The organism is Dactylosporangium sp. NBC_01737 (assembly GCF_035963215.1).
Taxonomy (GTDB): domain Bacteria; phylum Actinomycetota; class Actinomycetes; order Mycobacteriales; family Micromonosporaceae; genus Dactylosporangium.
Window position 1 is genome coordinate 72989 of record NZ_CP109153.1, and the last position, 21194, is coordinate 94182.

The 21194-nt window shown below is 69.7% G+C and carries 21 protein-coding genes and 2 tRNA genes; 11 read left to right on the forward strand and 12 right to left on the reverse strand.

Going from position 1 to position 21194, the window contains the following annotated elements; all coding sequences use genetic code 11:
• Positions 1–46: 46 nt before the first annotated feature.
• Entirely contained in the window at positions 47–424 is a 378-nt protein-coding gene (locus OHA72_RS00400; protein ID WP_327005864.1) for a YccF domain-containing protein, read from the reverse strand.
• 7 nt (positions 425–431) lie between these two features.
• On the reverse strand, positions 432–1382 hold the full coding sequence (locus tag OHA72_RS00405) for an FAD-dependent oxidoreductase (protein ID WP_327005865.1): 951 nt from the start codon (positions 1380–1382) through the stop codon (positions 432–434).
• 70 nt (positions 1383–1452) lie between these two features.
• Between OHA72_RS00405 and OHA72_RS00410 the strand changes: the two genes are divergently transcribed.
• The 3 genes from OHA72_RS00410 (at position 1453) to OHA72_RS00420 (ending at position 3824) form a co-directional block, all read left to right on the forward strand.
• Complete coding sequence (locus tag OHA72_RS00410) at positions 1453–2325, forward strand: LysR family transcriptional regulator (protein ID WP_327005866.1); 873 nt, start codon at positions 1453–1455, stop codon at positions 2323–2325.
• Between the two features lie 124 nt (positions 2326–2449).
• Entirely contained in the window at positions 2450–3199 is a 750-nt protein-coding gene (locus OHA72_RS00415; RefSeq protein WP_327005867.1) for a lytic polysaccharide monooxygenase, read from the forward strand.
• A 67-nt stretch (positions 3200–3266) separates the two neighbouring features.
• A complete protein-coding gene (locus OHA72_RS00420; RefSeq protein WP_327005868.1) occupies positions 3267–3824 on the forward strand; it encodes a DUF305 domain-containing protein in 558 nt (185 codons plus the stop codon).
• Between the two features lie 5 nt (positions 3825–3829).
• Here OHA72_RS00420 and OHA72_RS00425 read toward each other — a convergent pair whose 3' ends face one another.
• Positions 3830–4369, reverse strand: a complete 540-nt coding sequence (locus OHA72_RS00425) for a hypothetical protein (protein WP_327005869.1) — start codon at positions 4367–4369, stop codon at positions 3830–3832.
• Between the two features lie 114 nt (positions 4370–4483).
• On the opposite strand from OHA72_RS00425, the gene OHA72_RS00430 reads away from it, so the two are divergent.
• The 4 genes from OHA72_RS00430 to OHA72_RS00445 all read left to right on the forward strand — a co-directional run bounded on the left by OHA72_RS00430 (position 4484) and on the right by OHA72_RS00445 (position 6782).
• The gene (locus OHA72_RS00430) at positions 4484–5707 is read left to right on the forward strand and encodes an FAD-binding protein (RefSeq protein WP_327005870.1); all 1224 of its coding nucleotides are present in this window, start codon (positions 4484–4486) and stop codon (positions 5705–5707) included.
• A 10-nt stretch (positions 5708–5717) separates the two neighbouring features.
• Positions 5718–6506, forward strand: coding sequence for a fumarylacetoacetate hydrolase family protein (locus tag OHA72_RS00435; protein ID WP_327005871.1), 789 nt, complete (start codon positions 5718–5720; stop codon positions 6504–6506).
• Between the two features lie 74 nt (positions 6507–6580).
• Positions 6581–6652: transfer RNA gene (locus OHA72_RS00440), tRNA-Gln, on the forward strand.
• A gap of 57 nt (positions 6653–6709) precedes the next feature.
• Positions 6710–6782, forward strand: a tRNA-Glu gene (locus OHA72_RS00445).
• Between the two features lie 90 nt (positions 6783–6872).
• Here OHA72_RS00445 and OHA72_RS00450 read toward each other — a convergent pair.
• From OHA72_RS00450 to OHA72_RS00480, 7 genes are all read right to left on the reverse strand, one after another.
• Positions 6873–7334 carry a tyrosine-type recombinase/integrase gene (locus tag OHA72_RS00450; RefSeq protein WP_327005872.1) on the reverse strand — a complete coding sequence of 154 codons (462 nt, stop codon included), beginning with the start codon at positions 7332–7334 and terminating at the stop codon, positions 6873–6875.
• Positions 7331–8080, reverse strand: a complete 750-nt coding sequence (locus tag OHA72_RS00455) for a site-specific integrase (protein ID WP_327005873.1) — start codon at positions 8078–8080, stop codon at positions 7331–7333. The genes OHA72_RS00450 and OHA72_RS00455 overlap by 4 nt, the downstream gene beginning before the upstream one ends.
• 251 nt (positions 8081–8331) lie before the next feature.
• A complete protein-coding gene (locus OHA72_RS00460) occupies positions 8332–8655 on the reverse strand; it encodes a helix-turn-helix domain-containing protein (RefSeq protein ID WP_327005874.1) in 324 nt (107 codons plus the stop codon).
• 441 nt (positions 8656–9096) lie between these two features.
• On the reverse strand, positions 9097–9513 hold the full coding sequence (locus OHA72_RS00465) for a hypothetical protein (protein WP_327005875.1): 417 nt from the start codon (positions 9511–9513) through the stop codon (positions 9097–9099).
• The gene (locus tag OHA72_RS00470) at positions 9510–10847 is read right to left on the reverse strand and encodes a DUF3631 domain-containing protein (RefSeq protein ID WP_327005876.1); all 1338 of its coding nucleotides are present in this window, start codon (positions 10845–10847) and stop codon (positions 9510–9512) included. Before OHA72_RS00470 ends, OHA72_RS00465 begins: the two co-directional genes overlap by 4 nt.
• Positions 10844–11563: a bifunctional DNA primase/polymerase gene (locus OHA72_RS00475; RefSeq protein ID WP_327005877.1), complete on the reverse strand. Its 720-nt coding sequence runs from the start codon at positions 11561–11563 to the stop codon at positions 10844–10846. The genes OHA72_RS00470 and OHA72_RS00475 overlap by 4 nt, the downstream gene beginning before the upstream one ends.
• 330 nt (positions 11564–11893) lie before the next feature.
• Positions 11894–12247, reverse strand: coding sequence for a hypothetical protein (locus OHA72_RS00480; RefSeq protein WP_327005878.1), 354 nt, complete (start codon positions 12245–12247; stop codon positions 11894–11896).
• Between the two features lie 151 nt (positions 12248–12398).
• Here OHA72_RS00480 and OHA72_RS00485 point away from each other — a divergent pair, with 151 nt between their 5' ends.
• From OHA72_RS00485 to OHA72_RS00495, 3 genes are all read left to right on the forward strand, one after another.
• A complete protein-coding gene (locus OHA72_RS00485) occupies positions 12399–12596 on the forward strand; it encodes a hypothetical protein (RefSeq protein WP_327005879.1) in 198 nt (65 codons plus the stop codon).
• A 335-nt stretch (positions 12597–12931) separates the two neighbouring features.
• A complete protein-coding gene (locus OHA72_RS00490; RefSeq protein ID WP_327005880.1) occupies positions 12932–14053 on the forward strand; it encodes an NsdA family TPR-like regulatory protein in 1122 nt (373 codons plus the stop codon).
• 1214 nt (positions 14054–15267) lie between these two features.
• Positions 15268–15888: a hypothetical protein gene (locus tag OHA72_RS00495; RefSeq protein ID WP_327005881.1), complete on the forward strand. Its 621-nt coding sequence runs from the start codon at positions 15268–15270 to the stop codon at positions 15886–15888.
• A gap of 1253 nt (positions 15889–17141) precedes the next feature.
• On the opposite strand, the gene OHA72_RS00500 is transcribed toward OHA72_RS00495, so the two are convergent.
• The gene (locus OHA72_RS00500; RefSeq protein WP_327005882.1) at positions 17142–17825 is read right to left on the reverse strand and encodes a hypothetical protein; all 684 of its coding nucleotides are present in this window, start codon (positions 17823–17825) and stop codon (positions 17142–17144) included.
• 50 nt (positions 17826–17875) lie between these two features.
• On the opposite strand from OHA72_RS00500, the gene OHA72_RS00505 reads away from it, so the two are divergent.
• Positions 17876–19846, forward strand: a complete 1971-nt coding sequence (locus tag OHA72_RS00505) for a glycogen debranching N-terminal domain-containing protein (protein ID WP_327005883.1) — start codon at positions 17876–17878, stop codon at positions 19844–19846.
• Here OHA72_RS00505 and OHA72_RS00510 read toward each other — a convergent pair.
• On the reverse strand, positions 19821–21173 hold the full coding sequence (locus OHA72_RS00510; protein WP_327005884.1) for a PQQ-dependent sugar dehydrogenase: 1353 nt from the start codon (positions 21171–21173) through the stop codon (positions 19821–19823). The genes OHA72_RS00505 and OHA72_RS00510 overlap by 26 nt on opposite strands.
• Positions 21174–21194 lie beyond the last annotated feature (21 nt).

A 21194-nucleotide genomic window follows, 5' to 3' on the forward strand; every position in this document is an offset into this window, starting at 1 on the left:
CACCGGGGACCTGGGTGACGCCACCCAGGTCCCCGGCCGGGGCGTGCTACAGGTCGACGACCTCGCGGCCCAGCGGCCAGAACGCGGCCGGCACGAGCTTGAAGTTGGCGATGCCGAACGGGATCCCGATGATCGAGACGCACAGCGCGATGCCGGCGACGATGTGGCTCAGCGCCAGCCACCAGCCGGCGAGCACCACCCAGAGGATGTTGGCCACGCCGGTCGCCACGCCGGCGTCGGGCTTGGCCTGCACCGTGCGCCCGAACGGCCACAGTGAATAGACGGCGAGCCGCCACGACGCCACGGCGAACGGGATCGTGATGACCAGCACGAAACAGATCACCGCGGCGAAGGCGTAGCCCACGAACAACAGGAACCCGCCCCCGAAGATCAGCCACAGCACGTTCAGGATGAAGCGAATCATGCTTCGATCATGCGCCTGCCGCGCCACCGGTCAGGGTGAGGACCTCCTCGGCGCAGCCCCAGGCGAGGGTGACGCCGGCGCCGCCGTGGCCGTAGTCGTGCACGACGCGGGCGCCGCCGGGCAGCGCGACGGGGTCGAGCTCGACCCGCGCGCCGCCGTGCCTGGCGGGTCGCAGCCCGGCCGACTGCCACAGCACAGGGGCTCCGGCCAGCTCCGGGACCAGTTCGGCGCAGCGGGAGAGGATGGCCGCCGTGGTGGCCGGGTCGACCGTGGTGTCCCAGTCGCCGGGCTGGAAGGTGCCGCCGAGGACCACGTCGCGACTGCGGGGATGGATGTACGTCATACCCGCAGGGTGGTCCTCGTCACGCACCGAGGTGACGAGCCCCGGGTTGGCGACGCCGACGACCTGGCCGCGCGCGGGATGCACGGCCGGGTCGTCCGCCAGGTCCCGCGCCGCGAGGCCGCTCGCGTTGACCACGACGTCCGCGCCGCCGGCGGCCTCTGGCGCGTCGGCCAGCCGCGCGAGCCGGTGCCGCACCAGCCGCCCGCCCGCGGTCCCGAACCGGTCCAGCAGCCACGGCAGGTACACCTCCATCTCCACCGACGGCACGGTGAACCGCCACTCGTCGCGCCCCTCGGCGAAGTCCGGCACCGCGGCCGCCCACCACGGCGTGCCGTGCGTCCCCCGCAGGATCATGCGGGTCGGCCGGGGGACCACCCCCGGCACCCCCGCGGCCGCCTGTGCCGTCAGCTCGTCGTAGGTGCGCCGGGCCCAGGACAGGACGCGCGGGTCGGCGGCGGTGCGGGTGGGGTACCAGACGGCGGCGGCGAGCCGTGAGACCGTGCCGGCGGGCTCGTCGGCGGTCACGACCGTCACCGCGTGCCCGTGCTCCTGCAGCAGGACCGCGCAGGTGAGTCCACTGATCCCCGCGCCGACGACGGTCACGTTCGCGCTCATACGGCTCACCGAACCAGGCCCGGCAGGCGGCGTCAAAGACCGGTTGGCTGCGTCATGATAAGCCTGACTTATGGAACTGCGGCGGCTGCGGTACTTCATGGTCCTCGCCGAGGAGCTGCACTTCACGAGGGCGGCGGCCCGGCTGCGCATCGCCCAGCCGGCGCTCAGCCAGCAGGTGAAGGCGCTCGAGCGGGAGGTCGGCGCCCGGCTCGTCGAGCGGGGACGTGGCGGCTGCGTCCTCACCCCGGTCGGCGTGGTCGTCGCGGCGGAGGCCGCCGCGCTGCTCGCCCAGGCCGCCGGCGCCGAGCAGCGGATCGCGGCGGCGGTGCTCGGGCAGGGCGGGCGGCTGCGGCTGGCGTACACGCGGTCGGCCCGCGGCGGGCGGGTCGACGACCTCGTCGAACGCTTCCGCGCCGCGCACCCGCTCGTGGAGGTGGTGCCGGAGACCGGCTGGACGGCGCCCAACGTGGCCGGGCTGCTCGCGGGGCGCTACGACGCGGCGTTCGTGCGGCCGCCGGTCGACGACGAGGGCATCCGGTGGCTGCTGGTCGACACGGAGGAGCTGCTGCTCGCGCTGCCCGCCGGCCACCGGCTGGCGGCCCGCCGGCGGGTGCCCCGGGAGCTGCTGAAGGGCGAGCCGGCGGTGATGTGGCCGCGGGGCAACGGCCCCGGCATGTTCGACCGGATCGTGGCGCAGGTGTGGCCGGGCGGCGGCTTCGAACCGGTGCGGCACGAGCCCGACGACGAGCAGCTGCTGCGGGCGGTCGCGGCCGGCGGCGTGGTGGCGGCGGTGCCGGAGGGGCGGGCGAGGGCGCTGCGGATGCCGGGGGTGGTGCTGCGCCGGTTCACCGGGGCGCCGCCGACGGTCGACATCGGGCTGGCCTGGGCGGCGCGCAACACGAACCCCGTGGTGCGCAGCCTGCTGGCGCTGGTCACTCCTTAATGGGGGCTGGACCCTACCTTAAGTGAGAGCGCTCTATCGACCGATTTCCATAAAGGTTATTTACTGTTAACAATCCTTCCTTTACATTGGCGGCATCACCCCCACTGCACGAAGGGAGCGATCGATGCGAAGAACGATCGCGCTGGTACCGCTGGCGCTCGCCGCCATCGCAACATCACTACTCGTCTCCGCACAGCCGGCCGCAGCGCACGGGTACATCTCCTCACCAGCCAGCCGCCAGGCGATGTGCGCCCAGGGGCGCGTCGCCAACTGCGGCGAGATCGTCTACGAGCCGCAGAGCGTCGAGGGCCCCAAGGGCCTGATGAGCTGCAGCGGCGGCAACAGCCGGTTCGCGCAGCTCGACGACCCGAACAAGGGCTGGCCGGCGACGGCCGTCGGCAACTCCGTCACGTTCAACTGGGTGCTCACCGCCCGGCACAGCACCAGCACGTGGGAGTACTTCGTCGGCAGCACCCGCATCGCCGTCATCGACGACGGCGGCCGCCAGCCCGGCGCCACGGTCTCGCACACGGTGAGCCTCGGCGGGCGTACCGGCCGGATCCTGGTCCTCGCGCGGTGGAACATCGCCGACACGGGCAACGCCTTCTACTCCTGCGTCGACCTGCAGGTCGGCGGCGGCAACCCGACGCCGACGCCGACGCAGCCCTCCCCGACGCCGACCACCAACCCGACACCCACGCCGACCCCGACCGCCACCACGCCTCCGGCCGGCGGCACGTGGAAGGCCGGCACCGCGTACAAGGTCGGCGACCGCGTCACGTACGGCGGCGTCACGTACCAGTGCCGCCAGGCACACACCGCCATCGCCGGTTGGGAACCGCCCAACGTCCCGGCGCTCTGGCTGCGGGTCTAGTTCGGCTTCGAGGGTGCCCGGCACGGCCGGGCACCTTCGTCCACTTTCGTCCTGCGGAGGAGTCCGGGTGCGATCCCTGCTGGTGCTCGTCTCGGTGTTGCTCCTCGCCGGCTGCGCCGCCGCCCCGGCGCAGCCGGCCCCACAGGCCGCCGCCACGGGCAAGGTCTACAACGACACCGACGTCATGTTCGCCCAGATGATGGTCGCCCACCACGCCCAGGCGATCGAGATGGTCCGCCTGGCGGCCACGAAGAGCGTCCGCGAGGACGTGCGCACCCTCGCCGCCGCCATCGACGTCACCGAGGCGGACGAGGCGAAGACCATGCAGGTCTGGCTGGAGTCCTGGAACCAGCCGCCGACCGCGCCCGCCGACGCGCACGCCGGCCACGGCGGTGCCCACGGCACGAACGCCGACGACATCGCCGCCCTGGCCACCTACGACGGCGCGCAGTTCGAGCAGCGCTTCCTCAACATGCTCGTCGCCCACCAGCACAACGCCGTCGAGATCGCCCGCATGGAGACCGGCTCCGGCGTCAACCCCGGCGCCCTGGACCTCGCCAGGCGCATCACCGACTCCCGCACCGCCGAGATCCAGCAGATGCTGCGGTACCTCGAAACCCCCTGACGCCTTTACTCGCAACCGATGCCGTCGTCATCGGTGTCGAGACCGTAGACGTCGGTGCCCGTGACCCTGACCGGCCCCTGCACGTATGACGGGCCGTTGCCGCTGCCGCCCTTGCAGTCCACGTCCACCGGGTCGTTCGGCACGCACGGGGAGTAGTTCGGGTTGCAGTTGCCCGCCGGGGGCCTGGTGGTCGGCTGCTTCGTCGGCGGCCTGGTCGCCGGTGGCCTGGTGGTCGGCGTCTTCGTGGTCGGCGCTTTCGTGGTCGGCGCCGGTGTTGCCGCCGCCGTCGTGACCGGCGGCGCTGTGGTCGTCGTCGGTGTCGCGGCGGCCGGCTCCGTCACCGTCGGGGTGGTGACGGCGGTGGTCTGGGGCATCGTGAGCGCGCCGGTGCGGGCCACGTCACGGGTGCCGTCCGGGTCCTTGCCACCGGCCGCGGCCACGACGATGCCGCAGAACACGAAGACGCCGAGGACCACGGCGCCGAGCACGATGAACCAGCCTCGGCCGGAACGCGGATTCGGCTGGTTGAACGGCGGATACGTCACCCGGCGAAGTCTGCTCGGGCACCCCCGCCGACACCAGTAGCCGAACGGTTGCGTTCGGTGATACCGCCGGCGACGCCGGACCGCGGACGGCGCGGCGCGAATAGACTCGGCCGCATGACCATCACCAACTGGGCGGGCAACATCGTCTTCGGTGCGGCCCGGGTGCATCGACCGTCCACCGTGGACCAGGTGCGGGAGGTGGTGGCCGGGGCGCAGCGGGTGCGGGTCCTCGGGTCCGGGCACTCGTTCAACGAGATCGCCGACACGCCCGCCGACCTCGTCAGCGTCGCGGGGCTGCCCGTGGTGCCGCGGATCGACGCGGCGGCGGGGACCGTGACCGTGGCGGGCGGGGTGCGGTATGGAGAGCTGGCCGCGTTCCTGGACGCCGAGGGGTATGCGTTGCACAACCTCGGGTCGCTGCCGCACATCTCGATCGCGGGGGCCGTCGCCACCGGCACCCACGGATCCGGCGCGGCGCTGGGCAGCCTTGCCACCGCCGTGGCGGGGATCGAGCTCGTGACGGCCGCCGGGGATCTTGTGCGGCTCAACCGGGGCGACGCGGACTTCGCGGGCTCCGTGGTGTCACTGGGGGCGCTCGGGGTGGTGGTGGGCGTGACGCTGGACGTCCGCCCGGCGTATACCGTCCGCCAGTTCGTCTTCGAGCACCTGCCGCGGGCGGTCCTGGACGCGCGGTGGGAGGAGATCGCGGCCGCCGGCTACTCGGTCAGCCTCTTCACGGGCTGGTCGGGCGACACGGTCGACCAGCTGTGGCTCAAGCTCACCGACGGCCAGGAGCCCGACGGGTTCGGGGCGGCACCGGCGCAGCGCACCATGCACCCGATCGCCGCGATGTCCCCGCAGAGCTGCACCGAGCAGGGCGGCGTGCCCGGGCCGTGGCACCGGCGGCTGCCGCACTTCAAGCTGGAGTTCACGCCCAGCAGCGGCGAGGAGCTGCAGACCGAGTTCTTCGTGGCGCGCGGCGACGCGGTCGAGGCGTTCGCGGCGATCGAGCGGCTGCGGCACCTGGTCACGCCGGTCCTGCAGATCTCAGAGATCAGGGTCGTGGCCGCCGACGAGCTGTGGCTGAGCCCGGTGTACCGGCGCGACAGCGTCGCCCTGCACTTCACCTGGATCAAGGACGCCGCACGCGTCGAGCCGGTCGTGGCGGCGCTCGAGGAGGCGCTGGCGCCCCTGGCGGCGCGGCCGCACTGGGGGAAGGTGTTCCACCAGGCGGCGCGGCCCGAGCGGCTCGCCGACTTCCTCGCGCTGCGTGACCGGCTCGACCCGGACCGCAAGTTCGGCAACGCGTTCGTGGAGCGGCACCTGGCGGCGGAGTAGATTCCACGGCGTGCGTATCGCTCGTTTCGCCCACAGCAGTGGCATGTCGTTCGGAGTCGTCGAGGGCGAGCCCTCGGCCGGACTCACCGGACTCACCGTCGCCGAGATCGACGGTCACCCGTTCGGGGAGCTGCGCTTCACCGGCCAGCGCTGGGCCGTCGCCGACGTGCGGCTGCTCTCCCCGATGCTGCCCAGCAAGGTGGTGTGCGTCGGGCGCAACTATGCCGACCACGCCGCGGAGCTCGGCAACGAGGTGCCGAAGGAGCCGCTGCTCTTCCTCAAGCCGTCCACGTCGATCATCGGCCCCAACGACGCGATCCGGATCCCGCCGCAGTCGCAGCAGGTCGAGCACGAGGCCGAGCTCGCCGTCGTGATCGGCGTCACCGGCGCCCGCCGCGTCGACCGCGCCGGCGCCGCCGCGGCCATCTTCGGCTACACCGCCGCCAACGACGTCACCGCCCGCGACCTGCAGCGCAAGGACGTCCAGTTCACCCGGGGCAAGAGCTTCGACTCCTTCTGCCCCATCGGCCCCTGGATCGTCACCGGCCTGGACGTCAGCGACGTCGAGGTCCGCTGCGAGGTCAACGACGAGGTCCGCCAGCTCGGCCGCACCAAGGACATGGTCTTCGACGTCCCCACTCTCGTGTCATACGTCTCACACGTCATGACCCTCCTCCCCGGCGACGTGATCCTCACCGGCACCCCCGCCGGCGTCTCCCAGCTCACCGCCGGCAACACCGTCACCGTCACGATCGAGGGCGTCGGCACGCTCAGCAACAGGGTCCTGACCTTGGAATAGGCGTGTTTGCGACAACCGATTTGGCCTGATGGGTTCGCTCCGGTAAAGTTTCCAACCGGCGCTCACAGTGCCAATGGGGTATGGGGTAATTGGCAGCCCAACTGATTCTGGTTCAGTTAGTCTAGGTTCGAGTCCTGGTACCCCAGCACCGCAGCAAGATCGCGGTGCTGTATCGTTCCACCGCACGACACAGCAAGACCTGGGGCCCCGTCGTCTAGCGGCCCAGGACGCCGCCCTCTCAAGGCGGTAGCGTGGGTTCGAATCCCATCGGGGCTACAGCGCACAAACAGGCTGGTCAGAGGCTAGAAGCCACTGACCAGCCATCTTGTTTGTGGGGCCTCTCAGCCGGTCGCAGTCAGCGGATCGTCAGCCGGGGCCGTCGAAGACCCCCGTCACGCGGCCGTGGTACTCGCTCGGCGCGTGGGTGTAGAGGTTCAGCGTGGTCGAGGTGCTCTCGTGCCCCATGACCGCCCTGACGATGTTCACGGGCACGTTGTCCGACACCAGCCACGTCGCGTACGAGTGCCTCAGGTCGTGGAAGTGCAATCCGCCGGCCGCATGCGCCACGACGTGTTCGACCGCCTCCCGCTCCGTCTCGAACGCCTTGCTGTGCTCGATGCCCACCGCGTCGGGCCATGATGCGAGCCACTCCCCGGGGCGAGGCTCCGTGACCCGGCCGAGCAGCCCAGCGCGCACGAGCGCGGGCCGCCAGACCTGCCGCCGGAAGGTCGACCGCAACAACGGTTGCCCGGATCGGCTGGTGAAAAGGAGCGCGGTCGGCCTCGGCGGCGCGTCGAGCGCGGCGCGCAGCTGCGTTAGCTCGGTCACGAGGAATCCCGGCAGCGGGATGCTGCGCACGCCCGCCCGCGATTTCGGGTACGGCTTGATGCTGCGCACTCCCCGGACTCGATGACGACCTGGACCACGCGCAGCCGGGCCGCGTCGAGGTCGACCGCGCCCCACGCCAGCCCGGCAGCCTCGCCCCAGCGCAACCCGGTGCCCGCCGCCAGGGCCACGAGCGCGCGGTAATTCGGGGCCGTGGCAGGCAACAGGCGCTCGAAGAAGTCGGCGCGGCTGAGCGCCTGCGCCGGGCGGCGCGGCTTGTGCGTGCTGGGGAGGTTCACGCCTTTGCACGGGTTGATCCCGATCAGGCGGGCGTAGATCGCGGAGTCCATCACCATCGACAGCACGCCGAAGCACTTCGCGACCGACGCGGGGGCCAGCTTGCGGCTGAGCGCGTTCACCCACTCCTGCACCGCGCGGTGGTCGATGTTCGCCAGCGGCCAGCTGCTGCCCCACTGCGGCAGCACGTGGATCCGCATCACGGACAGCGTCCGTTCGTGGGTGCGCACCTCGACGTGACGACCCGCGATCCAGTGCTCCGCGTGCTTGGCGAACAGGAGCTTGCCGACCTGGGGGTCGAGGTACGTGCCGTGGTTCTTGGCGCTCTCGACCTCGGCGAGGAACGCCTTTGCCTCCTTCTGGGTCTTGAACGTCTTGGCCTTCTGGTTGTTGGCAGGGTCGCGCCAGTTGGCGCGGAACTTGCCGGACGGGGTCGGGGATACGTGTCCCATGGGGTTGACTACTCCTCAGGTGTCGTGACTGTGCGTGTTCTGGGCGCAAGGCATCGCGGCGCGTCGCTAGCAGCAACCCGGGGGGTCGGATTCGGCGTCCTGGCGCGCTTTCGACTGTTTGCGCTGATGGGCTGCTAGGTGCTAAGCGCCTGATGAGGTATGGAATCTGGTGCTAGCGGGGGTGCTAGCTCTAGCAGGGGTAGCTGCTAGAGCTAGCACCGATCGCCGGGTGTCCGGTCAGGGGCATTCGGTTACGCACCGTTACTGGCACTCCTGCGGCCGGCGGCGCGGTCGAGGGCCGCCAGCTCGTGCTCGACGTCGGCAACGCTGGCGGTGGGCAGGTTGTCGAGCCACGTCTCGAAGCGACGCACCGGGATGACCCATCGGCCGCCGAGCTTCATGGCGGGGATGTCGCCCTTGCGTACGAGGGCGTACGTGCTACCGGTGGAGAGCGAGAGCAGCTCGGCGACCTCGGCGACGGTGTAGACCGCGCGGGTGACGGTCGCGGGGGTGGCACGCTCGGGGGCATCGGTGGCGTTACTGCGCGGAGTGAAGGGCAGGACGTTGCTGGACATGGGGTGGATCTCCCTCGTGGGTAGCGGTAGCGGCGGCCGGTGGGCCGGAGGTGCTGTGGAGGCTGGTTTTCGGGGTGCGGGCGGCGTTGCCGCTACCCGCGACCTCGGGGTATTGGTGCTGGTCAGACCGGTAGCGGCTCGGGTAGCGCCGCCGCTACCGGTCGCGCGGGTGCCGCTACCGGTCGCGGGTCGGGTCGCGCTGCCGCGACCGGTGATCGGCGGGCCGCGACGGTCACGCTGAGTTGAGTTCCCTCTCGCCCGGCCGTGGTGGTAACGCCACGCGTGTCTCTCTGCCAGGGCCGTTGCGGCGGGTATCTCACCTGTCCGGCGCTTGCCGTTACCGGCGGCCTGAGCCACATCGGCGCTGCTGGGGTGCCGGATCGGCGGGTAACGGCAGGGGTAACGCGGGCGTTACCGGCACCTCTGCCGTTACCCGTGCCGTTACCTCGGTTCGAGGATGCAGTCGTCACACAGGGCGTAGGCGAGCAGGACCGGGCAGAACGCGGCGACGCTGCCGGTGAGCAGCGACGCGGAGCAGTGGCACCGGTCGCAGGTGGTGTCGTCGGCGACGGGGTCGAGCGCGGGCAGGCAGTCGAGGCAGACGAGCAGCCCGGGGTGCCACGCGGCGGCGTGCAGCAGCTGCGGCGCGGCGCCGATGTGGGGGCAGCAGCGGGCGGTGCGGTTGAGGATGGCCGCGCGGATCGCGGTGGCCTGGGAAGCGAGCCACTCGGCGGGCGGGTTGGTGTCGATGATCGCGCGACCTTGGTCAGCTGCGCTGGTGAGGATGTGGCTGGCGTGCGCCGCTGCGGCGCCGAACTGGCCGGCCAGGGCGACGGGGTGCAGGGTGTGCGCGTTCATGCTGCGGCTCCTTCGCCAGCGCGCGGCCGGACGTGGCCGCTGTAGTCGGTGACTGCGGTTACGTCGGTTACATGCCTGGTCAGCCCGGTAACCGCAGCGAGAGGCGTAACCGCTGCATCGGTTACATGGCCGTTCGGCGTAACCGCTGTAACCGATGGCCGTCCGGCGCGGTTACCGCCCTGACCTGCGGCGTAACCGCTGTCACCGCTGTCACCGGACACGGCGGGTAGGTACCGGTCCCACGCGTCGGCCAGGCCGACGTTGCCGGTCGTCGGATAGGTGGTGTAGCCCTTCGACGGACGCCCGTCCGCGTCACGGATCGGCGTCGGGCCGACGCCGTAGCGGCCGAGCTCGCGCGCCAGGCGCCGAGCGTCGAGCGCCTTGCCGCCGAGGTCCGCCCACGGCGCCTCCTCCATTCCGGTCAGCGCGTCGAGCAGTTCCACGGTCGGCATCCGGTCCCGCCCGCCGTACAGCGGCCGGAGATCGGCCAGGAGCCGGGTGCCGAACGTCGGCGCACTGGCGGTGGCCAGGACGAAGTACTCACACGCGCCGCGTCCGGTGTCCGGCCACTGCCCGCCCGCCGCGTCGGCGACCGCCAGGAGTGCCTCCCACACTTCGGCCGGCCGATCGACCACCCCGGGCGGCATCGTCGGCTCGGCGTCGGCCAGGTCCTGGGCGACGTCGGCGATCCACAGCCCGAGCCGCTGCCGGAGCGGCGCCGCGTCGCGCTCGGCGAACTTCTCCCGGAACGGCTGGACCGTCTCGCCGGACGCGCGGCGCCGCATGTGGATGGTCACCGACCGCGTGGTGATGGTCGGCGGCATGTTGGCCGCCAGACCGGCCAGGGCGACCGGCGAGAACACCGGGAACCGTTGCACCGCCATGGCTTTGGCGTCCCCGACGCACCGGGCGACGGTCGCACCGCGCTTGTATCCGGAGTTGAGCAGCGCGCGGAGATCCTCGTAGTTGCCGCCGTTCTTCGGATTGAAGATCGCATCCACCTCATCGAAGAGGATCGTGTGCGGCTTCTCGTTGATGAACCGGAAAAGCGCCGCCGTTGACGCCGAGATGGTCATCTCCGGGTTGCGGCAGAGCAGGTTTAGCAGCTCCAACACCCGCGTCTTGCCGGACCCGGGCTCGGCGGAGTCGAGCACCAGGCGCGGCGTGACGTAGAAGCATCCGGCGGCGTGGGTGTGTGCCGCCCACAACGTCACCGCGGTGAGGGCATGCTCGGTGGGGAACGCGACGTAGCGGGCGATGAACGCGGCTACCTCGTCCAGCACGAGCGCGCCGGACGTGTCCGGGTGTCCGGCACCCGTGAGCGGCGCGTTCATGCCGCACCTCGACGGCTACGCGGAGAGCGTTGACCGGCGGCCAGACCCGACCGGATCGTGCGGGCCGCTTCGTTCTCGCTGAGTCCGGACCGGGCCGCCGCGTGCAGCAACGCTGTCGACACGCTGTCGACAGACAGCACACCGGCGCCGACGAGCTGCCCGAGGCTGAACGCAGCCCGGTTGAGCGCGTTGTTCCGCCCCGAGTCCGGCGGCATGGCGGCGATCGCGTCGCACTCGCGCCGTAGGGCCGCCTCGGCGTACGGGTCGGTGCGGTTGGCGTGCCACTCCCGCGCGGGGGTGGCACGCAGAGCCTGCGGTGCGAGTGCCTCCAGCAGCCCGACCGGCCCCGGTGGGACGAGTGTCGGGAGCGACCAGAACGGCTCGTTGAGCCACGTGTACTGCTCCCTCGACATGTGCACGGACGGCGGCAACACGACGTAGCCCGCCGTGCCGCGCCAGTCGCAGCCCGGCATGAACTTGGTGCGGTTGCCGCGTCCGGTTGGCGCCACGAACACGTGCGTCCCGCCGGACCCGGTGCGCGCGGCCGGCCAAATCCCGGCCGTGCCGCCGAGGAACTTGCCGAGCAGCGGTCCGGCATCCGGCACGTCGATGTCCCAGACGTCGAACCGGTGCCCGGTCGCGGCGCCGACGTTCGCGGTCGGCCACCAGCGCCACCACCGCGCCACGACGGCCGGATCGGCACTGGCGCCGTGCACACCGTTCGGCGTGCGGGGTGCTTGCCCGGCCGGTCGCAGTCCGAACGGCCGCACGCGCACCGGCCGTCGCGGACCTCGTACAGGGGAAGGATGGGAACGCCCGCCAGGGCGTACGTCTCAGCTGCGTTGCGGAGCAGCGCATGCAGGTCAGCACGTAGTGCCATATCTGTTCTTGCTCCTCACAGATCGGTCTGAATGACCCGTCCGGCCAGCAGGAACCCGCCGCGCAGCTGCGCGGCTCCTTACCAGGGCGGGATCGAGCGGAGGTGACCGGCGCGCGGCCTTGGTTCCTAGCCCAGAGGGCCGCGCGCCGGAAGCTCGGTCAGGGCGTCAGGCCACGTAGTACGCGAACTCGCCGTCCTCGTTGACGGGCGCGGACGTCGGCAACTGCCGGAACATCTGCTCGGCGACGTGGCCGTGAGTGGCCTCAACGACGCCGCCCATGCAGTTGCACCCGACGTTGAACCCGTCGCAGGTCTCGCACACGATCCACAGCGACACCCGATGCATCGCGACGCACCGCTCCGAGCTGCACCACCGCGTCATGCAGTAGATGCAGACGCTCGCGTTGTTCAGCCGCATCGGCTTCTGCGCGGCATGAGCCGCCGAGAAGGGGCCGAACGGTACGAGCACTCGATCGGTGCTGTCCTGAACCGGCGGGGCGGAGATAGGCTTGACCAGCATCTTCGTGTCCTTCCAAGGGGAGACTGATGCGCTGGCCTCGGTAGGGTTGCCGCCCTGCCGGGGCCGTTCTGCTTGAGCTAGACGCTATACGGCTAGCCGGTAGCCGTCTACCCGTCTTTACGGTATCCGTCTAGCCGGTACGCTTGTCGACATGACCGACCTCGATCGCCTGCGGGCCGCCGCCGATAGCGTCCGCGCAGCCACCGAAGCCCTCGACACCGCACGCGCGGCCCGCGACAAGCTGATCCGCGACGTCCGCCAGTCCACGACCCACACCGTCCCGGAGATCGCGGACGCTGCCGGGGTCTCCCAAGCGACCGTGAAGACCGTCATTCGCGGCCTGCGCTGAGCACTGGATGTCATAGGACAAGAAGACCCGACAACCAGACCGATCGACAGGTGTCACCGTGGTGACACCTGATCGTCACCAGTTGATGTCACCGAGTAGAAGCGGATACTTGATCGCATGGCCGACAAACAAGGCGACGCCGCTGACGTGCCCGGATGGTCCCGCCGGATCCGCGCAGAGCGGGCCGCCCGAGGATGGTCGCAGAACCAGGCCGTGGAGGCGCTACGCGCCCACGCTGGTGAAAACGCCCGGCTGGCCGAGAAATCGAGTCTCTTGCGCAACTGGAAGGTTGGGAGGCAGGCGATGCAGAGCCAGATGCCTTCTACAAGCCTTTGGTGGCCGAGACATTCGGGACGGTAACCGCCGCGTTCTTCCCCGCGCCACGTCCGGAGCCGGTCTTGCTCGGCAACACAGGCATGGACACCCTGGAAATCATCTCTAGGCTGCGGGTCTCTGATGTCTCACCTGCGGTGCTCGAAGCCATGCACGTTGCGGTGGAGCAGCTGAACAATGATTACTCGCACATGGAGCCGGCCGTTCTGGTCGAGGAGGGCCAGAGGTGGCTCAACCGGCTGATCGCGCTCCACGACGGCAGGTTGTCCCTTGAGCAGCGTCGCGAGGTGCTCTCGTTGGCGGGCCAGGTCGCGCGCCTCGTCGGCTGCGTCGAGTACGACATGGGCCGCAAGGCCGCCGCCGAAGCCACCCGCCGCGCGGCTCTCACCCTCGGCCTGGAGTCCGGCGACAGCGACGTCGTGGGATGGGCGCACGAGATGCGCAGCTGGTACTCCCTGACAGAGGGGAACTATCGGGCCGCCATCGCAGCTGCGCGAGCAGGGCTGGAAGCGGTCGGCCCGGGGCACAGCGTCACCGTGCAACTCTGGGCGCACCAGGCAAAGGCGTGGGCACGCATCGGTGACCGCCGCCAGGTCGAGGTCGCGCTTGATCACGGCCGCGCCGTGTTGGAAGCCCTGCCGTATCCAGAGAACCCCGGCAACCACTTCGTGATCGACCCGTCAAAGTGGGATTTCTACACGATGGATTGCTACCGCCACGTGGGGGAGGATCGCCTCGCGGCGACGTACGCGAGTGAGGTCATCCGCTCCTCAACGACGCCGGACGGCGCCATCACGAAGCCAATGAGGGTTGCGGAGGCCCACATCACGCTCGGGGTGATCGCCGCGCGTGAGGGCGACCTTGAAGCGGCGCTGGCCGGAGGCCGGGCGGCGCTCGCTAGTGACCGACAGTCCCTGCCGTCGCTGGTGATGCATTCCCGCGAACTTGTGGCGGAGTTTGCAGCGCCGATATGCGGACGATCCGCGAGTCGCCGAGTATGTGGAGCAGCCGAGGTCCATCGCTTCCTAGATCGGCGCACGAGTGCAGCAACGGTGTCCACGCAAAAGCGTAGGAGCAAGCTGGACGATCGTCGGGTGTGGCGGCGGCGTGGCAAAACGCTATAGCGCATTCAGAGCAGTTTCATAGAGCAACCCAGCCCGCCAGCCAGGAAAGGGATTCACGTACCCGATGTTACGTAACATTGCAAGCAGCATCGATGGATGCGTCTCCCTTAATTTCGGTTCGATCGCTTACTAAGATCACCTAAAGGGCTACTTACATGTCGATCGGAGGGCAGAAGCGATCGACCTGGCGTGATATGTTGCATCGACGGTTCACGATTAAACCGTCACATCGAGTTCGCATTGAACGGGTGCGGTACCCACTCAGTGCAACCTTTGTAGCCGTACAACGGGGAGGTCGCATGCAAAGAACAGCGCTTCATTCACTCGCCAATTCTGGTGGCGCTAAGCTATGGACGAGACGGCTTACGGTTGCACTGTCAGTAGTTGCGCTACTCCTAGTCGGCAATCAAATCCCAGCATTCGCTGGACCTCGCACATCGGAATGCCTGGGCACGGTATCGAAAAACCTAACCGAGCGTAAAGCCAACATCGAAGATGTGCTCTACAGGCTACGCAAGCAAGGTTACACAATTGACCAAATCTCAGCAATCCTATCGGAGAAATGTAACATTCACCGTAGAAGTAAGCCTATCCGGCAGGTAAGCATTCTCGATAGCCAAAACTCGGATATCAATGTGGAGGCGCCTACGATCTTTGAGGATCCCTCACATAACACTTGGATTGCTTACACCTTCTGGCAGTGGAACACGATCTCACCCATTGCTTCCGAGGTACCCTGGCTCTGCCCTTTGCCATGCAATATTGGGGGCAACGAAGGTATCGGACTGAGTCTCAACAGGCCAGTCAATTCGATCTCCAGCAGCTACCAGGCAGTTATGCGCGCATGGGGTGAAACAGACTACTTTCCAATGCTAAACACGACCACTCCAAGCACCCTGAATAACACCGGAGTTAGCTTTATTGGGCAAGACAAATTCTGCATGAGCAACCAGGGCAGCAACTGCGGGGGCGAGCCCGGGGGCCAGGACTACAATTTCAAGTATGGCTCTATCATTTACTACATCAACAACCCAGGCTGCGGAACGCTTCAGGCCTACGTGCAGTACTCGCACACCTGGTCGAGCACCTCCGTAAATGGCATCGGCGTCTACAGTAACGGTCTAAGCTTCTCGTGGTCGACTAGTTCTGATCACTGGGAATCGTCTCCGGGCAACGGCGGGGAAGCGGTAACACCCTGCTAGTAATTTGAGGTGATGGTGTCTACCTGGTCAACTCAGGCCAAACGGTGGTTGTTGCCGCGACGCGTCGCGGCAACAACCACCGTTGTGGGTCTAGCCGCACTTGCGCTCGTCGGCTCGTTTGTCGCCGTTCGGCGCATGCAGTCCCATGATATATCAATCAAGGCGTCCGCAATTCTTGCGGCCGACAACATCGAAACAAGCCCAGGTCAAGACCTCGTAAAGAGGTTTGAAAGCATGCGGGGGATTCCTCTTAGCGTCCGCGATGGGTTCACCGTATTCATGTTTGGGTCATGGAAAATCGAAGGAAGAATCGATCCAGGCTGCCAGACGCAGCTGGCCGTACACTCCCCGAGCGGTTGGCATTTGGTCGACTGGACCAGCGATCAGAAGCTCGTGAACGGAACGATCAACAGCTGGGGAGCAATTCAAGAGGAGCGTTCATACCTGCGCGAATATCGAAATACCTTGACGTTGGCAACCGTGGCAACCGGAAACTACGCGCTAGCCTGGCAACCGCCGGAATCGGCGCACGACACCAGCACCCTGAAAGCGAAAATATTGTATGCGTGCGGAAATTCTGACAACCATCCGAGCGAGTTCGACGTAACTGTCGACCAACCTCAACGCCGCTAGAACATGCCTCGCCAATATGGCTACGGTTGTTGCCGGGCGGCAGGCATCCCCTGCTCCGCTAACGGCTCGCGGGTCTGGGTGGAATCTCCTAGCTTACGGCGCGGGTTGGGCGGTCAGTGTCTGTCGCGGCGCTGACCACTCGCAGTGGTTTGTGAGCCTGCGCATGGAGGCAGGACAGTCAGCAGGTAGTCAGCAGGACCGCTGCCACTGCTTGCCACCGGATCGCAACCGACGACACAAACTGCCACGTGGTGGCGGCAGGCAAGACGTGGCCCAGCGGTGCAACGGTCCGTGGCGCCGCGCTCTCAAGGCGGTAGCGCCGGTTCGAATCCGGTCGGGGCTACAGTCCAATGGGTCCACCCTGTTCACAGGGTGGACCTGTTCCCGTTGGTAGACTTCCGCGTTCTTCGCGCACGGCTTCGCCGCGCTCCCGGCGGGGGTTCCCACCCCGTACCCCCATGCTCGCTTCGCATCGCACGCTCGCTCGCTCGCGCCACGGCGCTGGCGCGGGCATCGGGGGGCTCGCTTCGCTTTGCCTGGCTTGGTGGTCGGGGCTGTCGAGTGGGCGCCTTTGCGTGGTCTGGGTCGCCGTCGTGAGAGATTCCGGCAATCGTCCCAACGTCCCAACGTCCCAACGTCCCAACGTCCCAACGCGTCGGCGCTGGTGGGCTTCTGCGTTCTCGCGGTTGGCTTTGCCTTGCTCTCTGGTGGGGGTCCGCGCAGTCGCTGCGGTCGCTGTGCCTCGTTCGGTGTGTGGTCTTCTGACGCGGTCATCGGCTTTGATTGCTTCTTGTGGTTGTGCGGTGTTTGGGGCTTTGACGGGTCGGGGTTGGTGTCGTGATCGAAGTCGTGGGCCGTCCGGGCGGCCGGGGCGCGGCGTTGATCGCGGCGGGGTGGTGGGGTGGCGGCCGGCGCGCGGGAGTTTCCTGCCGGCGGCTGCGGGTTGGTGGCGGCGGACGATCTTGCGAGCGTGATCGAAGTCGTGGGCTGGGCGTCCCGGGCGGACGGGGCGCGGCGTTGATCGCGGCCGGGTGGTGGGGGTGGCGGCCGGTGCATGGGAGTTTCCTGCCGGAGGCCGCGGGTCGACCCGAGCGGACGGTCTTGCGGGTGTGATCAAAGGACGGCAGTGGGCGCGCCGGCGACCACAGGCGTCCTTCGATCAAGTGGCGGGGGTGGAGATCGCTGCCTGGAGCGTGGTATTCCCCGGTCCGGGCGATAGTCACGGCTTCGCGCGATTCGGAGACGCCGTTGGGTCAGCCGATGACGTTGACGGCGCGGGCTACGACGAGCAGGACGGTGATGAGGGAGACGGCGGACTCGGCGAGCATGCCGGCCTTGGCCCAGGTGGACATGGGCAGGGTGTCGGTGGGGCTGAAGGCGGTGGCGTTGGTGAACGCCAGGTAGAAGTAGTCGAAGAAGGTCGGCTCCCAGTCGCGTGGGGCGAGGTCTCCGGCGGTCATCTGGGTGAAGAGGAAGTCGGGGTGGGGGTTTCGGCCGTCGGCGCGGGCCGCTGGGCCGCCGCGGTCGCCCTCCCAGAACCACAGGGCGAACACGATGACGTTGGTCAGCCAGATCGCGGCGCCCCACAGCAGCAGGTGGGCCGGTGAGGTGTCGCCGTGGCCGAAGAGGGCGCGGACCAGCAGGGCGGCGGACCAGGCGGTGGCGACGCCGAGGAGTGCGGCCAGGCCGATGCTCAGGGGGCGCAGGAGGCGTGTCTCGCGGTTGATTCGCAGGGGGTTGACCGCGACCACGCTGATGAGCAGGGCCGCCTCCAGGCCGGGTAGCAGCCAGCGGGGACGGGGTGCGAGGTCGGCGGGCAGGAGCAGGTGGACGGCGACGGCGACGGCGATGGCCAGGGCGGCGGGCCAGCGCTGCTCGGCCTCGGTGCGGCGCAGCCAGCCGGGCGGTTGCGGCGGCGACGGCTGGTTGTCACTCACGATCGTTAACGCTAACCCTTCGCGCCCGGGATGTCGTAACGTCCGAGCACATGGCACAGCACCAGTTGCACGGGCGCGTCACGTGTGTTGCGAGCCCCGCGACGTGGCTCTCCGGACCGGACGGGCGGCTCGGCGGAGGCGCGGACGGGCTCTACGTCGAGGACCGGCGGGCCGTGGCGCGCCTGGAGGTCACGGTCGGCGGCGCGGTGGCGGCGCCGCTGGAGATGCGTCGCACGGGTGCCGCGTCGGCGGTGTTCGCAGGGGTACAGGACGGCCTCACCGTCACCCGCAGCCGGCTGGCCGAGCCCTTGGGCGGCACCGAGACCGTCACCGTGTCCAACGACGGCGGCGAGGCGCGCAGCGTGGTGCTGGCGGTGGACGCGGCGACGGACTTCGCCACCACCGGTGCGGTTCGCGACGGCCTGACGGGGTCCACAGTGGACTTCAGCGCCGGGGACGGCGGCGCCTGGTGGGCGCGGTCGGCGGACGGCATGGCGGTCCGCCTCGACGCGACCCCGGCGCCCGAGGGGTTGTTGCGCTGGGCGGTGACGCTGGAGGCCGGCGAGGCGTGGAGCGTCGAGCTGCGCTTCAGCCGTACCGACGTGCCGCCGATCCAACGCGCCAAGCGGTTCAGCACACTGCGCGTCGCGGCCGCCGACCCGCGGCTCGACGCGCTGGTGCGCACCGGCGTCCAGGACCTCGACGCGTTGCGCCGCACCGATGGCGCCGACGTCTACTACAGCGCCGGCAGTCCCTGGTATCTCACGCTGTTCGGCCGCGACGCGCTGTGGGCCGCGCGGCTCGGCCTGCCGCTGGGGGTCGAGGTCGCCGCCGGCACGGTGCGGGCGCTCGCGGCCCGGCAGGGCACGGCGTACCACGGCGACACCGAGGAGGAGCCCGGCCGGATCCTGCACGAGGTCCGGCCCGCCGACGCCGCGCACCGGTTGCCGCCGGTCTACTACGGCACGGTCGACGCGACCGCCCTGTTCGTGAGCACCCTGGCCGAGGCGCACCGCTGGGGCATGCGGCCGGACGCCGTGGAGGCGCTGCTGCCGAACGTGGAGGCGGCGCTGGCGTGGCTGGCGGGGCACGAGGGGTTCGTCGCCTACCGGTCCACCGGCAAGGGGCTGACCAACCAGGGCTGGAAGGACTCCGGCGACGGCGTGCAGTTCGCCGACGGCCGCGTCGCCACCGGGACCTTGGCGTTGTGTGAGGTCCAGGGGTACGCCTATCAGGCGGCGCTGCACGGTGCCGACCTGCTGGACGCGTTCGGCCGGCCCGGCGGGCAGCGGTGGCGGGACTGGGCGGCGGACCTCGCCGGGCGGTTCCGCGACGCGTTCTGGTGCCCCGGCGGCTATCCGGCGGTCGCGGTGACCGGCGACGGGGAGCGGGTCGACGGCGTGGCGTCCAACATGGGGCACCTGCTCGGCACCGGGCTGCTGTCCGCGGCCGAGAGCGCCGCCGTCGCCGGCTGGCTGGCGCGGCTGCGCTCGCCGTTCGGGGTGCGGACCCTTGCGGCGTCCTCGGGCGGCTACGACCCCGGCTCCTACCACGCGGGCTCGGTGTGGCCGCACGACACCGCGATCGCGCTGCTCGGCCTGGCCCGTGACGGGCACCGGCAGGAGGCGGCGGCGCTCATCGGCGCGCTGCTGTCCGCCGCGCAACGCTTCGACTACCGGCTGCCGGAGCTGTACGGCGGCGACGACGACGCGACGCCTTACCCGCCGGCGTGCCGCCCGCAGGCGTGGGCCGCCGCCGTGGGCCCGGCGATCCTCACCGCGCTGCTGGGCCTGGACGTGGACGTGCCCGCCGGGCGGATCACGTTCGACCCGCTGCGGCCGTCGCCCGTGGGGGCGTTCCGGGTGCGGGGGCTGAAGGTCGCCGGCGGCGAGCTCGACGTCACCGTCGACGCGGACGGCGCCGTCACGGTCCACAATGGACCGGTCGGGGTCGCGTTCCTCCTCGCGGGCGGAGGCCCGGCGAGGATCGGCCGGCCTACTTCGGCGGTGTCAGCCGGATGATGGAGCCGCCGAGGTCGTCGCTGACGAGGATCGAGCCGTCGGCGTCCAGCGCCGCGTCGACCGGCCGCAGCCACGGCTTGGCGGCCTTCAGGTCGACGAGCCCGGACAGCAGGTCGACCGGGTCGCCCGGGCCGTCGGCCGTCCACGGCACGAAGACCACCTTGTAGCCGACCGGCTTGGTGCTGTTCCACGAGCCGTGCATCGGGATGACGGCCCCGCCGAGCGCCGGGGAGAACGTCAGCCCCAGCGGCGCGGTGTGCGCCGGCAGCCCGAGGTCGATCGGGTCGGCCTTGGCGCAGTCGGCCTTCTGCCCGTCGCGGTTGAGCTCGTAGTCGCGGTGGAAACCCAGGTTGTGCGTGCCGTTGTCGCTGTTGGGGTTGCAGAACGGCCAGCCGTAGAAGCCGCCGTCACGCACCTTGATGAGCTCCTCCACCGGATACTGGTCGACGAACTGGCTCATCCGCTTGCCCTTGTCGGACTTGCCGTCGCCGTCGACGTCGCGGTCGTCGGGGACGAGGGTGTTGTCGCGGTTGTTCACCACCACCCACAGCTCGTCGGTGCCGGGGCGGAACGCGAGGCCCTCCGCGTTGCGGATGCCGGTCGCCAGCAGGTGCCGGCCGGCGTTCTTTCCGGCCGCGTCGTAGGTGTAGACCGCCGCGCGCCGCGGGTCGCTGACGGTGTCCTCGACGCAGGCGTTGCAGGTCGAGGCGATCGACACGTACAGCTTGCCGTCCTTCACCGCGATGTTCTTCAGCACGTGCGCGTAGTTGCCGCGCAGCTCCGGGGTGCTGGTGTCCGGCAGCCCGTCGACGACGACCTGCCCGTCGTGTGCCTTGAGGTCCCCGGGCTTGTACGCGTAGCGCGTGACCTTGTCGGCCTCCGCCACGAACAGCCAGGTGGCCCCGGCGATCTCGGCGAACACCAGGTCGTGGGGGCGGTTGAGCCCGGTCGCGAAGTCGGTCGCCTTCCCGGCCCGCACGACGCGCACCTTGCCCTGGCTCGGCTGCGACACCAGCAGGTCGCCGCTCGGCGTGAACGTCATGAACCGGGCCTTCTCGACCCGCGCGTAGACCGCGGCGGTCCACCCGGCCGGCAGCGTCACGGTCCGCGACACGTCGAACGGCGCGGCGTTCAGCCCGGCGCCGGCGGTGACCTTCACGCTCGCCGGCTTGCCGAGCACCAGCGCCGTCGCGGGCTGCGAGCCGGCCCCGCCGCCGCTGTTGGACGCCGCCGGGCGGGCCTCTTCGACCGCCTCGCCACCACCGCAACCGGTGAGCGCGAGGGAGCAGGCTGTGGCGGCAGCGACGAGTGCACCGAGCTTGCGCATGCGTGTGACGGTACAACTTAA

Coding starts and splice junctions, on each gene's coding strand:
- OHA72_RS00465 (WP_327005875.1), bottom strand. CDS start 9,513: ATGAACGCGCACACCCTGCACCCCGTCGCCCTGGCCGGCCAGTTCGGC.
- OHA72_RS00410 (WP_327005866.1), top strand. CDS start 1,453: ATGGAACTGCGGCGGCTGCGGTACTTCATGGTCCTCGCCGAGGAGCTG.
- OHA72_RS00470 (WP_327005876.1), bottom strand. CDS start 10,847: ATGAACGCGCCGCTCACGGGTGCCGGACACCCGGACACGTCCGGCGCG.
- OHA72_RS00505 (WP_327005883.1), top strand. CDS start 17,876: ATGGCACAGCACCAGTTGCACGGGCGCGTCACGTGTGTTGCGAGCCCC.
- OHA72_RS00485 (WP_327005879.1), top strand. CDS start 12,399: ATGACCGACCTCGATCGCCTGCGGGCCGCCGCCGATAGCGTCCGCGCA.
- OHA72_RS00415 (WP_327005867.1), top strand. CDS start 2,450: ATGCGAAGAACGATCGCGCTGGTACCGCTGGCGCTCGCCGCCATCGCA.
- OHA72_RS00510 (WP_327005884.1), bottom strand. CDS start 21,173: ATGCGCAAGCTCGGTGCACTCGTCGCTGCCGCCACAGCCTGCTCCCTC.
- OHA72_RS00480 (WP_327005878.1), bottom strand. CDS start 12,247: ATGCTGGTCAAGCCTATCTCCGCCCCGCCGGTTCAGGACAGCACCGAT.
- OHA72_RS00460 (WP_327005874.1), bottom strand. CDS start 8,655: ATGTCCAGCAACGTCCTGCCCTTCACTCCGCGCAGTAACGCCACCGAT.
- OHA72_RS00405 (WP_327005865.1), bottom strand. CDS start 1,382: ATGAGCGCGAACGTGACCGTCGTCGGCGCGGGGATCAGTGGACTCACC.
- OHA72_RS00455 (WP_327005873.1), bottom strand. CDS start 8,080: ATGGGACACGTATCCCCGACCCCGTCCGGCAAGTTCCGCGCCAACTGG.
- OHA72_RS00495 (WP_327005881.1), top strand. CDS start 15,268: ATGGTGTCTACCTGGTCAACTCAGGCCAAACGGTGGTTGTTGCCGCGA.
- OHA72_RS00430 (WP_327005870.1), top strand. CDS start 4,484: ATGACCATCACCAACTGGGCGGGCAACATCGTCTTCGGTGCGGCCCGG.
- OHA72_RS00400 (WP_327005864.1), bottom strand. CDS start 424: ATGATTCGCTTCATCCTGAACGTGCTGTGGCTGATCTTCGGGGGCGGG.